This is a genomic window from Pseudomonas sp. GW822-FHT06B12, from assembly GCF_058799675.1.
In genome coordinates, this window is the sequence record NZ_JBXALR010000015.1 from 103,799 (window position 1) to 120,101 (window position 16,303).

10 protein-coding genes and 2 riboswitches are annotated in these 16,303 nt (G+C 61.0%); of the genes, 5 read left to right on the top strand and 5 right to left on the bottom strand.

The features are described 5' to 3' along the window. Window positions 1-10: 10 nt before the first annotated feature. The 3 genes from AC1RKH_RS25750 to cobW form a co-directional block, all read right to left on the bottom strand. Window positions 11-1,018, bottom strand: a complete 1,008-nt coding sequence (locus tag AC1RKH_RS25750; RefSeq protein WP_493061789.1) for a magnesium chelatase ATPase subunit I — start codon at window positions 1,016-1,018, stop codon at window positions 11-13. A gap of 197 nt (window positions 1,019-1,215) precedes the next feature. Continuing rightward, window positions 1,216-5,103 (bottom strand): cobaltochelatase subunit CobN, encoded by a 3,888-nt coding sequence (gene cobN / locus AC1RKH_RS25755; protein ID WP_493061788.1) that lies wholly within the window; start codon window positions 5,101-5,103, stop codon window positions 1,216-1,218. Between the two features lie 3 nt (window positions 5,104-5,106). After that, window positions 5,107-6,180 carry a cobalamin biosynthesis protein CobW gene (cobW, locus tag AC1RKH_RS25760; RefSeq protein ID WP_401118140.1) on the bottom strand — a complete coding sequence of 358 codons (1,074 nt, stop codon included), beginning with the start codon at window positions 6,178-6,180 and terminating at the stop codon, window positions 5,107-5,109. A gap of 98 nt (window positions 6,181-6,278) precedes the next feature. After that, window positions 6,279-6,490: riboswitch (cobalamin riboswitch) on the bottom strand. 187 nt (window positions 6,491-6,677) lie between these two features. Beyond that, a riboswitch (cobalamin riboswitch) is annotated at window positions 6,678-6,903 on the top strand. 100 nt (window positions 6,904-7,003) lie between these two features. Here cobW and AC1RKH_RS25765 point away from each other — a divergent pair. From AC1RKH_RS25765 to cobM, 4 genes are all read left to right on the top strand, one after another. Then, window positions 7,004-7,195: a CbtB domain-containing protein gene (locus tag AC1RKH_RS25765; protein ID WP_493061787.1), complete on the top strand. Its 192-nt coding sequence runs from the start codon at window positions 7,004-7,006 to the stop codon at window positions 7,193-7,195. An 11-nt stretch (window positions 7,196-7,206) separates the two neighbouring features. Beyond that, on the top strand, window positions 7,207-7,908 hold the full coding sequence (locus AC1RKH_RS25770; protein ID WP_493061786.1) for a CbtA family protein: 702 nt from the start codon (window positions 7,207-7,209) through the stop codon (window positions 7,906-7,908). Then, window positions 7,905-8,318, top strand: a complete 414-nt coding sequence (locus AC1RKH_RS25775) for a cobalamin biosynthesis protein (protein WP_493061785.1) — start codon at window positions 7,905-7,907, stop codon at window positions 8,316-8,318. Before AC1RKH_RS25770 ends, AC1RKH_RS25775 begins: the two co-directional genes overlap by 4 nt. Window positions 8,319-8,399: 81 nt before the next feature. Then, window positions 8,400-9,146 carry a precorrin-4 C(11)-methyltransferase gene (gene cobM, locus AC1RKH_RS25780; RefSeq protein WP_493061784.1) on the top strand — a complete coding sequence of 249 codons (747 nt, stop codon included), beginning with the start codon at window positions 8,400-8,402 and terminating at the stop codon, window positions 9,144-9,146. A gap of 168 nt (window positions 9,147-9,314) precedes the next feature. Here the strand turns inward: cobM and nfuA are convergent, their stop codons facing one another. Together nfuA and AC1RKH_RS25790 are read right to left on the bottom strand one after the other, a co-directional pair. Next, window positions 9,315-9,899, bottom strand: coding sequence for a Fe-S biogenesis protein NfuA (gene nfuA, locus AC1RKH_RS25785; protein ID WP_007946504.1), 585 nt, complete (start codon window positions 9,897-9,899; stop codon window positions 9,315-9,317). Between the two features lie 111 nt (window positions 9,900-10,010). Next, entirely contained in the window at window positions 10,011-12,302 is a 2,292-nt protein-coding gene (locus AC1RKH_RS25790) for a fatty acid cis/trans isomerase (RefSeq protein ID WP_493061783.1), read from the bottom strand. 155 nt (window positions 12,303-12,457) lie between these two features. On the opposite strand from AC1RKH_RS25790, the gene metH reads away from it, so the two are divergent. Beyond that, window positions 12,458-16,168 (top strand): methionine synthase, encoded by a 3,711-nt coding sequence (metH, locus tag AC1RKH_RS25795; RefSeq protein WP_493061782.1) that lies wholly within the window; start codon window positions 12,458-12,460, stop codon window positions 16,166-16,168. Window positions 16,169-16,303: the final 135 nt, after the last annotated feature.

The following is a 16,303-nucleotide window of genomic DNA, read 5'->3' on the forward strand; positions in this document are numbered from 1 at the left end:
GGGCGAATGCCTAGGGCTTTTTTGGCCAGCTCGGCACTTCACGACGGGCACCGATGGGCAATGCCTGAGCGGGCATTTCACCCCATTGACCCTGGCCTTCGCCGGGGTTCGGTTGTTGAGTCGCGGACGAGTCTGGCGCGTGGTTCTGGCTCGGCGCAGAAGGCGGCGTGTCGCGACGACGATGGCGCAGGGCAAACTCGGCGACCGCGTCGATATCATCCTCGCTGATCGCCCCGGCCCCACGCCACGCCGCGTGGGCGCGAGCGGCACGCAGCCAGACCAGGTCAGCGCGCAAGCCGTCGACCCCGGCGGCAAAGCACCGCTCGGTGATCTGTGCCAGCGCCTGATCGTCCAGAGGAATGCTCGTCAGTGCCACACGGGCGTGTTGGCAGCGCTCGCGTAACTGCTGCTGCCGAGCTTCCCATTGGGCACAAAAACCTTGGGGGTCGCTGTCGAAATCCAGCCGGCGACGGATGATCTGGCCGCGCTCAACGGGTGCAGTGTGGCCGCTAAGGGCGACGTTCAAACCGAAACGGTCCAGCAGTTGCGGACGCAGCTCGCCCTCTTCCGGGTTCATGGTGCCGATCAACACAAAACGCGCCGAGTGCCGATGGGAAATGCCGTCGCGCTCAATCAGGTTGGTGCCGCTGGCGGCGACGTCGAGCAGTAAATCCACCAGATGATCGGGTAGCAAATTCACTTCATCGACATACAACACACCGCCGTCGGCCTTGGCCAACACACCGGGAGAAAACTGCGCACGCCCCTCGCCCAACGCCGCGTCCAGGTCGAGGGTGCCGACCAGCCGCTCTTCAGTCGCGCCCAAGGGCAAGGTGACGAACTGCCCGCTGGCGAGCAAGTCCGCCAGGCCACGGGCCAACGTCGACTTGGCCATGCCCCGCGGACCCTCGATCAGCACACCGCCGATTTTCGGGTCGATGGCCGTCAGGCACAGCGCCAGTTTCAGGGAATCGGCGCCGACCACGGCGGAGAGCGGGAAATGCGGGGTGTCGGTCATTTTTGGGTCTCGATCATGGTCAGTCATTACTAGGGAGTAAGCACCAATGCCTGTCAGTTAAAGAGCACAACCTGTGGGAGCGAGCTTGCTCGCGATAGCGGTGTTCCATTCAACATCAACGCGACTGATCCATCGCTATCGTCGGAACGCCGCCCGGAGCAAGCTAGCTCCCACATTAGGCTTGCGTCGCTGCTGATCTAGCCGTCTTCTTCGATATCCAGCAGCAAATTCTCCAACGCCTCCCGATAAGCCCCAGGCTCCCGCCACATCCCACGCTGCTGAGCTTCGAGCATGCGTTCGGTCATGTCGCGCAAGGCGTGCGGATTATGCTGCTGGACGAACTCGCGGGTCGACGGGTCAAGTAAATAGGCGTCGGCCAGCAAGGCGTACTGATGGTCGTCGATCAACTGCGTAGTGGCGTCGAAGGCGAACAGGTTATCGACGGTGGCCGCCAGTTCAAAAGCGCCTTTGTAGCCGTGCCGCTTGACCCCGTCGATCCACTTCGGATTGGCCGCCCGGGAGCGGATCACCCGGTTCAGCTCTTCCTTGAGTGTGCGGATCTTCGGCAAGTCTGGCTGACTGTGGTCGCCATGGTAGCTCGCCGCCGCTTCACCGCTGAGGCTTTCAACGGCGGCGAGCATGCCACCCTGGAACTGGTAATAGTCGTTGGAATCGAGCAAGTCATGCTCGCGATTGTCCTGGTTTTGCAGCACGGCCTGAACCTGACTCAAGCGCTGGGCGAACTGCTCGCGGGCTGCCGTACCCTCATCGGAACCGCCGTAAGCGTAGCCGCCCCAATTCAGGTAGACCTCGGCCAGATCCTCGCGGCTCTGCCACAAACGGCCATCTATCGCGCCCTGCACCCCCGCGCCATAAGCACCGGGTTTGGCACCGAAAATCCGCCAGCCGGCCTGTCGTGCTGCGGCGTCCTCATCCAGTCCGGACTGGATCAGCGCTTCACGTTCAGCGCGAACCTTGGCCGCCAAGGGGTTCATATCGTCCGGCTCGTCCAGCGCGGCAACCGCTTGCACAGCCGCATCGAACAGTCGAATCAGATTGGCGAAGGCATCGCGGAAGAACCCGGAGACGCGCAAGGTCACGTCCACTCGCGGCCGGTCGAGCAGACTCAGCGGCAGTATTTCGAAGTCATCGACCCGCTGACTGCCCGTGGCCCAGACCGGACGCACGCCCATCAGCGCCATGGCTTGGGCGATATCATCGCCGCCGGTGCGCATGGTCGCCGTGCCCCACACCGACAACCCGAGCTGGCGCAAATGATCGCCGTGGTCCTGAAGGTGCCGCTCAAGAATCAGGTTCGCTGACTGGAAACCAATGCGCCAGGCGGTGGTGGTCGGCAGGTTGCGCACGTCCACCGAGAAAAAGTTGCGCCCGGTGGGCAGCACATCAAGACGTCCGCGACTCGGCGCGCCGCTCGGCCCTGCCGGAACAAACCGGCCCCTGAGCGCATCCAGCAAACCGCGCATTTCCGCCGGACCGCAGGCGTCCAGTCTCGGAGCAACCACTTCACACAGGTTGTCGATGATTGCTTTCACATCAGACCAACTTGCCTCCTGTGGGAGCGAGCCTGCTCGCGAAAGCGCTGGGTCAATCGACATCAATGTTGAATGATTAACCGCTTCGCGAGCCGGCTCGCTCCCACAGGGACCGGGCTTGGCTTGAGACGGGTTCAGTAGCTCGAGCTCGGTATTCACAGTCTGCGAGATCAGTTGAGTGGCGAACAATTCCAGACGTTCACGGGTATCGCCCGCCGTACGCCAGGCCTCATCGCTAAGCGATTGCAGCTCTGCCGGTCTTGGCCCGACCCACGGGTCGGCCAAAGAACAATCCAGCGGATCAAAGCCCAGCATGAAAGCCTTGGCCAACGCCCGAAGCAAACTCGATTGCGCCCCACGCCCGTCGCCACGCGGAATCCGCAGCAACGCCAGCAAGGTGTCAATGCGCAACCGCCCGGTCGGCGACTCGCCGAAGATATGCAGGCCATCGCGGATCTGCGATTCCTTCAAATCACACAGATACGTATCCAGACGCGGCAACCAAATCGCCGCGTCCGCGTCGCTGTCGAGTTTTTCGTCGAGCTGCAACTCGCGGTCGATATGGGTTTCACGCACCAGATTGAGGATCTCGCGCTGCAACTCGCGAGCCCGCCGCGGGTCGAGCAATTGCGCTTCGTAATACTCGTCGGCCAGCAGCTCCAGATTGCGCAACGGGCCATAGGTTTCGGCGCGGGTCAGCGGCGGCATCAGGTGGTCGATGATCACCGCCTGAGTCCGACGTTTGGCCTGCGCGCCCTCGCCCGGGTCGTTGACGATAAATGGATAGATGTTCGGCAGCGGCCCGAGCAACGCATCCGGCCAGCAGCTTTCGGACAAGCCGACACCTTTGCCCGGCAACCATTCGAGGTTGCCGTGCTTGCCGACGTGAATCACTGCATGGGCGCCGTAGGTTTGGCGCAACCAGAAGTAGAACGCCAGATAACCATGAGGCGGTACCAGGTCCGGGTCGTGATAGACCGCACTCGGATCGACCTGATAACCACGCGCCGGCTGAATGCCGACAAAGGTCAGGCCAAAGCGCAGTCCGGCAATCATCATTCGCCCACTGCGGAACATCGGGTCGCTTTCAGGCGTTCCCCAACGTTCCAGCACCGCAGCACGGTTGGCTTCGGGCAAGGCATTGAACATCGAGAAATAGTCGTCCAGCGCCAGGCTTTGCTGACACGGGCGCAGGTCGATGCTCTCCAGGTCATTGCTGACCCCGCCGAGTAACTGCTGTATCAGCTCAGTGCCGCTTTCCGGCAAATCGGCGGGCAACGGATAACCTTCGGCCTGCAGCGCCCGCAGGATATTCAACGCTGCTGCCGGCGTGTCGAGGCCAACGCCGTTGCCAATCCGCCCGTCGCGGGTCGGGTAGTTGGCAAGGATCAGCGCAATGCGTTTTTCAGCATTGGCCACCCGCGCCAACTCGACCCAGCGCCGCGCCAGTTCGGCGACAAAGTCCATGCGCTCGGGTTGCGGTCGATAGCAGACCACGTCGGACTGACTGCGCTCACTGCGCCAGGCCAGGTCCTTGAAGCTGATCGGTCGGCTGATGATCCGTCCATCGAGCTCCGGCAAAGCGATGTGCATCGCCAGATCCCGTGGGCCGAGCCCTTGCTCGCTGGCGCGCCAACCTGGTTCGTTGTCCTGGGCGCAGATCGCCTGGATCACCGGAATATTGCGCCGGAATGGCCGCAAGTGCGGCGCTTCGGGGCTGGATTGGGCGAAACCGGTGGTGTTCAGAATCACCGAAGCCTGCACTTCATCCAGCCAATCCTCGACCACCGTCAGGCAGCCGGGCTCTTTCAAACTGGCCAGCGCAATCGGCAGCGGATTCAGTCCCGCGGCCTGCAAGCGCTGGCAGAAAACATCGATGAAGGCGGTGTTAGCCGCCTGCAAATGCGAGCGGTAAAACAACACTGCCGCCACCGGTTGATCCGCCTGCCAGTCGGCTTGCCAATCACTCAGGGTCGCGTTGCTTTTGTGCGGGTGGTAGATCGCGGTACGGGGCAAGGTCTGCGGTTCAGCCCAGCGGTAATCGCGCCCCAACCAGCGACTGGCCAGGTAGCGATACAAGTCCAGCGCATTGCCCATACCGCCCTGACGCAGGAAATGCCAAAGCCGCTCGCGGTCTTCGACAGGCACCGTGCTCAGATCGCTGAGCTCCGGATCGGGACGGTCATCGCCCGGCACCAGAATCAACTGCACACCGCGTTGTGACAACTCCACCAGACGTTCGATGCCATAGCGCCAATAGGCGATCCCGCCGTGCAGCGAGATCAGAATCACCTTGGCGTGGCGCAGCACTTCGTCGACATACATGTCGACCGAGGCGTGATTCTGCACCTGCATCGGGTTGGCCAGGCGCAGGCTCGGGTAGTCCTCGGGCAACTGCTGCGCAGCTTCCGCGAGCAGCGCCAGGCTGGAGTCGCCGCTGCACAGAATCACCAGTTCGGCAGGGGTTTGGCCAAGGTCGGCAATGTTGTCATCCGAGACGAAACCGCCGGGCTGGGTCCTGAGCAGGTGCATGAGTTAAACGCTGAGCGCAGCGCGCAATTGCGCTTCGAGCAAGGCGGCGTCCAGTTGCTGACCGATCAGCACCAGACGTGTGCTGCGCGCTTCATCTGCGGCCCACTGACGGTCGAAGTGCTTGTCAAAACGTGTGCCCACGCCCTGGATCAGCAGGCGCATCGGCTTGTTGGGGATCGCGGCGAAACCCTTGACCCGCAGGATGCCGTGCTGGACTACCAATTGGGTCAGGGCATCGAGCAACAGGCTTTCGTCGGCTTGTGGCAGTTCGATGGAAATCGAATCGAAAGCGTCGTGATCATGGTCGTCATGATCGTGATCGTCGCCATCGTGGTGGTGATCGTGGTGACTGTGACGGCTGTCGATGTGTTCTTCAGAGCCGGCACCCAGGCCGATCAACACGTCCAGTGGCAGACGACCGCTGCTGGCTTCGATGATTTTCACCGCTGGCGGCAACTCTTCAGCGACTTCCAGGCGCACTTTGGCCAGATCCGCCGGGCTGATCAGGTCGGCCTTGTTGAGGATCACCAGGTCGGCGCTGGCCAGTTGGTCGGCGAACAGCTCGTGCAGTGGCGATTCGTGGTCCAGGTTCGGGTCGAGTTTGCGCTGGGCGTCGACCTGATCCGGGAATGCGGCGAAGGTGCCAGCGGCCACGGCCGGGCTGTCGACCACGGTGATCACCGCGTCCACGGTGCAGGCGCTGCGGATTTCCGGCCACTGGAAGGCTTGCACCAACGGTTTTGGCAGGGCCAGGCCAGAGGTTTCGATGAGAATGTGGTCGAGGTCAGCGCGACGGGCGACCAGCTCACGCATCACCGGGAAGAACTCTTCCTGAACGGTGCAGCACAGGCAGCCGTTGGCCAGCTCATACACGCGGCCGTTGGCTTCTTCTTCCGTGCAGCCGATGGAGCATTGCTTGAGGATTTCGCCGTCGATGCCCAACTCGCCGAACTCGTTGACGATTACCGCGATGCGCCGGCCCTGGGCGTTATCGAGCATGTGTCGGAGCAAGGTGGTTTTGCCCGAACCGAGGAAGCCGGTAACGATGGTGACGGGAAGTTTGGCCAGTGTTTTCATCGGATGCCCTTTGGCTAGGTGGCGGGCATACGGGACGACAACCGGCGGCGCTTGAGCGCGCGGATGAGTTCGCCACCGGATCACCCCGCCCGGTTGTAGTGAGAATCTGTGACGAGGCAGGTCTCCTGGCTGACGGTGTGCCGGTCTTTCGACTGGCGATTTCTGCACCTTCCCGCGCCTGAAAACAAAAGAGCGCAGTGGCATGGCAGAAACGAAACCGTTCACAGTTGCGGGGGCAGCCGCGGCATTGACCGCGTTCCCTTCTTAGCTTCGGCGCATGCGCCAAAGAACCTCGAAAGCGCAAGGCTACGCATCGCATCGGGGCGGGTCAATGTTCGGGCAGAGATCTGTGGTGGTTGATATGACGCCATCGCGAGCAGGCTCGCTCCCACATTGAAACGCGGTCAACTGTGGGAGCGAGCCTGCTCGCGATGGCGGCACCTCGATATCGAGTTGAGAACGCTCGCCAATTGACGCCCCGCCCTCGCCCATGCTCTCCTACACGCCTTGTTACGGGTGCCCTTCACAGGGTGAAACGGGAAACCGGTGAATCATGTGCTTTACTCAAAAGCCATGTCAGTCCGGTGCTGCCCCCGCAACGGTAAGCGAGCGAAGAATCAGATCCACTGTGTCAGCAGTTCGGCATGGGAAGGCGATTCTTGCAGGTTCGGCGAATGCCAGCCCCTCGTGAGCCCGGAGACCGGCCCGCAACACATCAATAACAAACCCGCGGTGGGCGGGCGCTGTTTTAGCCTCTGCGTGCCTGGCTTGCGGGGGTTTGCATGCGCTCGATTCACCCACTGACTGACCAGAGGGAAGCGCCATGTCGATCATCAGCAGTACTCGCCACGTCACCGCCAGCACCACCTCCACCCTGAGCCAACGCCTCGTTGCCGCTATCGGCGCATCGATTCTGGGCGCTAGCCTTGTGTATTTCGCCGGCTTCTCGCACATCGAAGCGGTGCACAACGCCGCCCACGACACCCGTCACAGCTCTGCTTTCCCGTGCCATTGAGACCCGCTGACATGATCAAGCGTATTGCGCAAACTGCAGGTTTCACCGGCTTGCTGGCCGCCCTGCTGCTGACCCTGCTGCAAAGCTTTTGGGTCGCGCCGCTGATTCTTCAGGCGGAAACCTACGAAAAGGCCCCAGCGGCTGAAGTCCATGAACATGCCGAAGGTGCAATGGCGGGCCACACCCATGATGCAGAAGCCTGGGAGCCGGAAGACGGTTGGCAACGCGTGCTGTCGACTACCGGTGGCAATCTGGTGGTCGCCGTCGGTTTTGCGCTGATGCTCGCCGGTCTCTACACCTTGCGCGCACCGACCCGCACCTCTCAGGGCCTGCTCTGGGGGTTGGCCGGTTATGCAACCTTCGTCCTGGCACCAACCCTGGGCTTGCCGCCTGAGTTGCCGGGCACTGCCGCCGCAGACCTGGCGCAACGGCAGATCTGGTGGATCAGCACCGCAGCGTCCACCGCCGTCGGTATCGCACTGATTGTGTTCGCCCGGCACTGGCTGCTGAAGGTGCTCGGCGTCGCCATTCTGGCCGTGCCGCATATCATTGGCGCCCCACAGCCTGAAGTGCATTCGATGCTGGCCCCGGAAGCCCTCGAAGCTCAGTTCAAAATCGCTTCGCAGTTGACCAACGTCGCGTTCTGGCTGGCCCTGGGCCTGATCAGTGCCTGGTTGTTCCGCCGCAAAAGCGAAGGTCAATACCACGCATGAGTGAAACGGGCGCAGCGCCGACCCTGGTGGTCGGCCTGGGCTGCCAGCGCGGCTGCCCGGCCAGCACGCTGCGCGCGTTGCTCGATCAGGCGTTACAGGCTCATCACATCGAATTGCAGGCGATCAAGGCTTTGGCCAGCATTGATCTGAAACGTGATGAGCCCGGTCTGATCGAATTGGCCGCACAACTGGCGCTGCCATTGCTGTTCTTCAGCAGCGAACAATTGGCCAGCTATCAACCGCAACTCAGCCATCACTCGCAAATCGCCTTCGAGCGCACCGGTTGTTATGGCGTTGCCGAAAGTGCTGCGCTGGCCCTCGCCGAACAACTGGCCCAGGCGCCGGCAAAATTGCTGATCCCGCGACAAAAATATGCCCAGGCAACGTTTGCATTGGCCGGCGCTGCGTAAAATCCCCGATAATCCCCGCCTTCGATCATGAGCAATCTTCATCTGAAGCCTTGCTTTGACAATTTTTCACAGGAGCCGGCCATGACCGTCTACTTCATTGGCGCAGGTCCCGGCGACCCGGAACTGATCACCGTCAAGGGCCAACGGCTGATTCGCAGCTGCCCGCTGATCATTTACGCCGGCTCGCTGGTGCCTGAAGCCGTACTGGAAGGCCATCAGGCTGAACAGGTGGTCAACAGCGCCGAATTGCACCTGGAACAGATCATCGAATTGATCAGGATCGCCCATGACAAAGGCCAGGATGTGGCGCGAGTGCATTCCGGCGATCCAAGCCTGTATGGGGCGATCGGCGAGCAGATTCGTTACCTGCGCGAGCTGGGCATCCCGTTTGAAATCATCCCAGGCGTCACCGCCACGGCCGCTTGCGCAGCGCTGTTGGGCGCCGAGTTGACGCTGCCGGACATCTCGCAAAGCGTCATCCTGACCCGCTACGCCGACAAAACCGCGATGCCGCCGGGCGAAGAGTTCAGTAGCCTGGCCCAGCATGGCGCGACCATGGCGATTCATCTGGGGGTCAATCACCTGGAAAAAATCGTCGCTGAACTGCTGCCGCATTACGGCGCGGACTGCCCGATTGCGGTGGTTCACCGGGCCAGCTGGCCAGATCAGGATTGGGTGGTGGGGACGCTGACGAACATCGTCGAGAAGGTTCAGGCTAAGGGGTTTCGGCGTACGGCGCTGATTCTCGTCGGCCGGGTGTTGGGCAGTGACAATTTCAGCGAATCGTCGCTGTATCGCGCCGGGCATGCGCATCTCTACCGCCCTTAGGCCCTCATCGCGAGCAAGCTCGCTCCCACAGTAGATCTTCAGTGAGCACAGAACTTGTGTGCGACCAGAATCAAGGTGGGAGCGAGCTTGCTCGCGATGGCGTCAGTGAATTTCACCCATAAAAAACGGCGCTCACGGGGCGCCGTTTTTTATGTCGCAGCGAACACCTTAGTAGTAGGCGTTTTCTTTCTGCGTGTGGTCGGTCACGTCACGTACACCCTTGAGCTCGGGAATACGCTCAAGCAGCGTGCGCTCGATACCTTCCTTCAAGGTCACGTCTGCCTGGCCGCAGCCCTGGCAGCCGCCACCGAACTTCAACACGGCGATGCCGTCTTCCACCACATCGATCAGGCTGACCTGACCGCCGTGGCTGGCCAGCCCCGGGTTGATTTCGGTTTGCAGGTAGTAGTTGATGCGTTCGTTGACCGGGCTGTCGGCGTTGACCATCGGTACTTTGGCGTTTGGCGCCTTGATGGTCAGCTGGCCGCCCATGCGGTCAGTGGCGTAGTCGACCACGGCATCGTCCAGGAACGCTTCGCTGAACGAGTCGATGTAAGCGGTGAAGCTTTTGAGCCCCAGCGCAGTGTCTTCAGGTTTTTCTTCGCCCGGCTTGCAATAGGCAATGCAGGTTTCGGCGTATTGAGTGCCAGGCTGGGTGATAAAGACCCGAATGCCGATCCCCGGGGTGTTCTGCTTGGAGAGCAGATCAGCCAGATAATCGTGGGCGGCGTCGGTAATGGTAATGGCGGTCATGGAAATTCCTCGCAGGCTTGGGCGCAGTTTACGCCAATCATCGCGCCGGACAAAGTCCCAGTATTTTTGTCGGGAAAGAACCGGTCGCCGCAAGGACGACCGGCGAGTCGATCAGAGGTTTTCGTAGCGATTCATGTCCAGTACGCCCTCTTCCACCGGATCGGTTTCGTGGATGTATCGGCTTAGATCGTGGAAATACTGCCAGAACTGCGGGTGGCTACGACGAATGCCCCAGCGCTCGACGATTTTCTCGAAGCTCCGGGCATCCTTGGCATTCTCCATGGCAGCAGCAAACTCCGGCACCTGTTCAGCGGGAATGTTGAACATGAAGTTCGGGTAGCTGCTGAGCACACCGGGATAAATGGTCAATGTGTCCAGCCCCGGCTGATAGCGCAGTGCCTCGCCGAGCAGGAACGCCACGTTGCTGTGGGCACGGTTGCGCAGCAGGCTGTACACCTCGCGCTTGCCGCTGCGACTTTCGATGCGCAGCATCGTCGTTTCCGGCAGTTGATCGATTACCTTGAGCCCGGCCGCCGGGCGCGATGTCAGGCGGCTCAACGCCTGCTCGGCATTCTGTAAGGCCGGATCGATATTGGGCCGTGAGCAATAGGCGCCGTCGCAACGGTTGATCGGATCAGGTCTGGCGTTCAGGTCGCCGTAACGCATCAGCAATTGCTGGGCGAAGTCGCGTTTCGGGTCCTTCTGGTCAAGCATCAGCGCGGTCGACTTATCGTTGTCGATGCTTTCGTAATCCAGCCACATCTTGAATTTACCGCTGCTCTGATACCAGTCGTCCAGATACCCGTCACGCGAATCGGCCGGCATCAAACGCAGGAAATTCTGCTCGGCGCCGTTACGGATCAAGTCGAAATACAGTCGGGTCTGCGCCTGATGGGAAACGTTGCCGAACACATCAAAGTTGACCGCCAACTGATAATAGGTGCGCTCCAGCAACGGGAAGTCGAACAGCCACATGGTCTGCGGCACTTCACCGATCAGGCCCTTGCTCACCGACGCACTGTCAAAATGCCGGAAGATGCTCAGCAAGGCGTTGTCGTTGCCGGCCCACAAGGTCGACCAACTCGGCGCTGGCGCATCGGCGTAGGTGTCACGACGCAAGGCTTCGTACTCGTTACGCTTGTCGCGGTAGGCGTGCCACAGGCTCAACACACTGCCGACATCGTCATTCTGACCGGGCATGGCCAGCAACGGCGTGGCTTTGCCGCGGTATGCCGGATCAGTGATGTACAGGTCGTGTTCTGGCGCCTGGAAGAACGCCCAGAAGTTGTCGCGAATCACGTCGGTTGCAATCTGCCCACGACAGACCGGGCCACGGATAAAGGTGCGCACAAAGTATTCGGCGTTATCGAGCATGAACTGATAGCGCGCCTGCGCCGGGATTGCCTGGAAGGTCTCGAACGGGTTGGCACGGCGTTCCGGACCATAACCGGGCAAGGCGTGGACCTGCCAGTTGCCGTTGTAGAACAGGGTTTTGATCCGGGCCATTTTCGCCGAGCTCAGCGGATAGGTGATGTGCGTCTTGTGCACGATCACCCCTTGCACCGGCCACAAGCGGTAATACACCTGAGTGCCCGGATCATCGTTCGGGCGGCGGCTGTTGATCAGGTCGATCGGTTTGCCTGTCGGTGTGCGTGAACGCACCCACTGGAAGAAATGCCCCGGTTCGCCGTCCTTGAAGTAGATATGCGCCAGAAACCAGTGTTCGAACAACCAGCGTGCCACCAGACTTTCACGTGCGCCCGGTGCGTTGAGCAGGTTTTCCCACTGGACCACCTGCAAGGCTTCTCTGGCGCTGGGGACCAGACCCTGCTGGTCGATCGGCGCACCGGAGGCCAGCCAGCGTTGCAGTGTCTGATACTGCTGATCGGTCAGCCCCGTCACCGCCAGCGGCATGCCTTCTTTCGGATGGGCGCCGGCATAGGCCTCGAATTCCCCGGGCATCGGGCACATGTTCTCGCGCTCGAGCCCCAGCACAATCTCTTCCGGCAATTTGGCGTTAGGTTGCAGCGGCGTCCGATGGCCGAGCTCAAGCATGCGCGCCATCAGCGCAGCCTGACTGCCCTGAGCGTCGAGTACCGAGTAGAAGTCCTTGCGTTGCCAGGCCGCTTTGCCAAAAGCGTCATAAAACAGCCGTGTCGGTTCCGACGCCTTGCTGCGTTCACCGGCATAGACCGGGATCTTGTTCGCGCCACGCGCCGCACCTTCGCCACTGCCCAGGTTGAGCTGACAGGCGGCGTCGTAGCAGGCATGGCAGGCCACGCATTTTTCAGTGAAGATCGGCTGAACATCACGGGTGTAGGAGATCGCCGGCGCCGTGCCTTGTGCTGTGGCGACACTGCTTATAAGCAGCACAAAGAGGCTGATGAAAACGCGATTCGACATATCCCTGGTCCCGATCATGAAAAAACGTCGCGATTCTACCGTCCTGGCCCAGCCATCAACATGAGCGATATTCATGCAAAAACAGCTCATGCTCTAAAAGCGCACAGGTTTGCTATGATGCTGGCCCTTCGTAATGGCCTTACCAGGTAGTCCTAATGTCCGATCGCAGCGCTCGCCTACACGCCCTCAAGCAAGCCCTCAAAGAGCGCATCCTGATTCTCGATGGCGGCATGGGCACAATGATCCAGAGCTTCAAGCTCGAGGAGCAGGACTACCGTGGCAAACGCTTTGCCGACTGGCCAAGCGACGTCAAGGGTAACAACGACTTGCTGGTACTGAGCCGCCCGGACGTGATCGGGGCGATCGAGAAGCAATACCTGGATGCCGGTGCCGACATTCTGGAAACCAACACCTTCAACGCCACCCAGGTATCCCAGGCCGACTACGGCATGCAGGGCCTGGCATACGAGTTAAACGTAGAAGGCGCACGCCTTGCACGCAAGGTGGCAGACGCCAAGACCCTCGAAACTCCAGACAAGCCACGTTTTGTCGCCGGTGTCCTGGGCCCGACCAGCCGCACCTGCTCGCTGTCGCCGGACGTGAACAACCCTGGCTACCGCAACGTGACCTTCGATGAACTGGTGGAGAACTACACCGAGGCCACCAAAGGCCTGATCGAAGGTGGCGCCGACCTGATTCTGATCGAAACCATTTTCGACACCTTGAACGCCAAAGCCGCGATCTTCGCCGTGCAAGGGGTGTTCGAGGAACTCGGTTTCGAGCTGCCGATCATGATTTCCGGGACCATCACCGATGCCTCCGGCCGCACCCTGTCCGGCCAGACCACCGAAGCCTTCTGGAACTCCATCGCCCACGCCAAGCCAATTTCCGTCGGCCTGAACTGCGCCCTTGGCGCCCGCGAGCTGCGTCCGTACCTGGAAGAGCTGTCGAACAAGGCCAGCACCTACGTGTCGGCGCACCCGAACGCTGGCCTGCCGAACGAATTCGGTGAATACGATGAACTGCCGGCGCAAACCGCCAAGGTCATCGAAGAGTTCGCCCAAAGCGGTTTCCTGAACATCGTCGGCGGCTGCTGCGGCACCACGCCGGGGCACATCGAAGCCATCGCCAAAGCCGTCGCCGGCTATGCGCCACGGCAGATTCCGGACATTCCCAAGGCCTGCCGTCTGTCGGGCCTGGAGCCGTTCACCATCGATCGCAGTTCGTTGTTCGTCAACGTCGGCGAGCGGACCAACATCACCGGCTCCGCCAAATTCGCCCGGCTGATCCGTGAAGACAACTACACCGAAGCCCTGGAAGTCGCCCTGCAGCAGGTCGAAGCCGGCGCGCAGGTGATCGACATCAACATGGACGAAGGGATGCTCGATTCGAAGAAGGCCATGGTGACCTTCCTCAATCTGATTGCCGGCGAGCCGGACATCTCTCGCGTGCCGATCATGATCGACTCCTCGAAATGGGAAGTCATCGAAGCCGGCCTCAAGTGCATCCAGGGCAAGGGCATCGTCAACTCCATCAGCATGAAGGAAGGCGTCGAGCAGTTCATTCACCACGCCAAACTGTGCAAACGCTACGGTGCCGCCGTGGTGGTGATGGCTTTCGACGAAGCTGGCCAGGCCGACACCGAAGCGCGCAAGAAAGAAATCTGCAAACGCTCCTACGACATTCTGGTCAACGAAGTCGACTTCCCGCCGGAAGACATCATCTTCGACCCGAACATCTTCGCCGTCGCCACCGGTATCGAAGAGCACAACAACTATGCGGTCGACTTCATCAACGCCTGCGCCTATATCCGTGACGAACTGCCCTACGCGCTGACCTCGGGCGGTGTGTCCAACGTGTCGTTCTCGTTCCGTGGCAACAACCCGGTGCGTGAAGCGATCCACTCGGTGTTCCTGCTGTATGCGATCCGCAACGGCCTGACCATGGGTATCGTCAACGCCGGCCAGCTGGAGATCTACGACCAGATCCCTGCTGAACTGCGCGACGCGGTCGAAGACGTAGTGCTCAACCGCACCCCGAATGGAACCGACGCCCTCCTCGCCATTGCCGACAAGTACAAGGGCGATGGCAGCGTCAAGGAAGCCGAGACCGAAGAATGGCGCGGCTGGCCGGTCAACAAGCGTCTGGAGCATGCGCTGGTCAAGGGCATCACCACGCACATCGTTGAAGACACCGAAGAATCCCGGCAGTCCTTCGCCCGGCCGATCGAGGTCATCGAAGGCCCGCTGATGTCGGGCATGAACATCGTTGGCGACCTGTTTGGCGCCGGCAAGATGTTCCTGCCGCAGGTGGTGAAATCCGCCCGCGTGATGAAGCAGGCGGTTGCGCACCTGATCCCGTTCATCGAACTGGAAAAGGGCGACAAACCGGAAGCCAAGGGCAAGATCCTGATGGCCACGGTCAAGGGCGACGTGCACGACATCGGCAAGAACATCGTTGGCGTGGTGCTCGGCTGTAACGGCTACGACATCGTCGACCTCGGCGTGATGGTCCCGGCAGAAAAAATCCTGCAAGTGGCCAAAGAGCAGAAGTGCGACATCATTGGCCTGTCCGGCTTGATCACGCCTTCGCTGGACGAGATGGTCCACGTGGCCCGCGAAATGCAGCGCCAGGATTTCCATCTACCGCTGATGATCGGTGGCGCGACCACCTCCAAGGCTCACACAGCGGTGAAGATCGAACCCAAGTACAGCAACGACGCGGTGGTCTATGTCACCGACGCCTCACGCGCTGTCGGCGTGGCGACCCAGTTGCTGTCCAAGGAACTGAAGGCCGGTTTCGTCGAAAGAACCCGCGAGGAATATGTCGAAGTCCGCGAGCGTACGGCTAACCGCAGTGCCCGCACCGAGCGCTTGAGCTACCCGGCGGCGATCGCCAAGAAGCCGCAGTTCGACTGGAGCAGCTATGAGCCGGTCAAGCCGACTTTCACTGGCGCCAAGGTGCTGGACAATATCGACTTGAAGGTGCTGGCCGAGTACATCGACTGGACACCGTTCTTCATCTCCTGGGACCTGGCCGGCAAGTTCCCGCGCATCCTCCAGGACGAAGTGGTCGGTGAAGCCGCCACCGCGCTGTACGCCGATGCCCAGGAAATGCTCGCCAAACTGATCGACGAGAAGCTCATCAGCGCTCGCGCGGTGTTTGGCTTCTGGCCGGCCAATCAGGTGCACGACGATGACCTGGAAGTCTATGGCGACGACGGCAAGCCGTTAGCCCGCCTGCATCACCTGCGCCAGCAGATCATCAAGACCGACGGCAAGCCGAACTTCTCCCTGGCCGACTTCGTTGCGCCGAAAGACAGCGGCATTACCGACTATGTCGGTGGTTTCATCACCACCGCCGGGATCGGCGCCGAAGAAGTCGCCAAGGCCTACCAGGACGCTGGCGACGACTACAACTCGATCATGGTCAAGGCGTTGGCCGACCGTCTGGCCGAGGCCTGTGCCGAATGGTTGCACCAGCAGGTCCGTAAAGATTACTGGGGTTACGCCAAGGACGAGACTCTCGACAACGAAGCGCTGATCAAAGAACAATACACCGGCATCCGCCCTGCCCCTGGTTATCCGGCCTGCCCGGACCACACCGAGAAAGGCACGCTGTTCGCGCTGCTGGATCCTGAGGCCAGCGAAATGCACGCCGGTCGCAGCGGGGTTTTCCTCACCGAGCACTACGCGATGTTCCCGGCCGCCGCCGTCAGCGGCTGGTACTTCGCCCATCCGCAGGCGCAGTACTTTGCCGTGGGCAAGGTCGACAAGGATCAGGTGCAGAGCTACACCGCGCGTAAAGGCCAGGAGCTGAGTGTGAGTGAACGCTGGTTGGCGCCGAACCTGGGTTACGACAACTAAGTTGCTCTGTTAGCCACAATACTGTGGCCAACAGAAACCCCTGTGGGAGCGAGCCTGCTCGCGATAGCGTACTGACAGTCGACATCAATGTTGACTGATAGGTACCCATCGCGAGCAGGCTCGCTCCCACATTTG

Excerpts from the sequence above, each read along its gene's own strand:
- AC1RKH_RS25750 (WP_493061789.1), bottom strand. The coding sequence starts at position 1,018 with ATGACCGACACCCCGCATTTCCCGCTCTCCGCCGTGGTCGGCGCCGAT.
- cobW (WP_401118140.1), bottom strand. The coding sequence starts at position 6,180 with ATGAAAACACTGGCCAAACTTCCCGTCACCATCGTTACCGGCTTCCTC.
- AC1RKH_RS25790 (WP_493061783.1), bottom strand. The coding sequence starts at position 12,302 with ATGTCGAATCGCGTTTTCATCAGCCTCTTTGTGCTGCTTATAAGCAGT.
- AC1RKH_RS25775 (WP_493061785.1), top strand. The coding sequence starts at position 7,905 with ATGAGTGAAACGGGCGCAGCGCCGACCCTGGTGGTCGGCCTGGGCTGC.
- metH (WP_493061782.1), top strand. The coding sequence starts at position 12,458 with ATGTCCGATCGCAGCGCTCGCCTACACGCCCTCAAGCAAGCCCTCAAA.
- AC1RKH_RS25770 (WP_493061786.1), top strand. The coding sequence starts at position 7,207 with ATGATCAAGCGTATTGCGCAAACTGCAGGTTTCACCGGCTTGCTGGCC.
- nfuA (WP_007946504.1), bottom strand. The coding sequence starts at position 9,899 with ATGACCGCCATTACCATTACCGACGCCGCCCACGATTATCTGGCTGAT.
- cobM (WP_493061784.1), top strand. The coding sequence starts at position 8,400 with ATGACCGTCTACTTCATTGGCGCAGGTCCCGGCGACCCGGAACTGATC.
- cobN (WP_493061788.1), bottom strand. The coding sequence starts at position 5,103 with ATGCACCTGCTCAGGACCCAGCCCGGCGGTTTCGTCTCGGATGACAAC.
- AC1RKH_RS25765 (WP_493061787.1), top strand. The coding sequence starts at position 7,004 with ATGTCGATCATCAGCAGTACTCGCCACGTCACCGCCAGCACCACCTCC.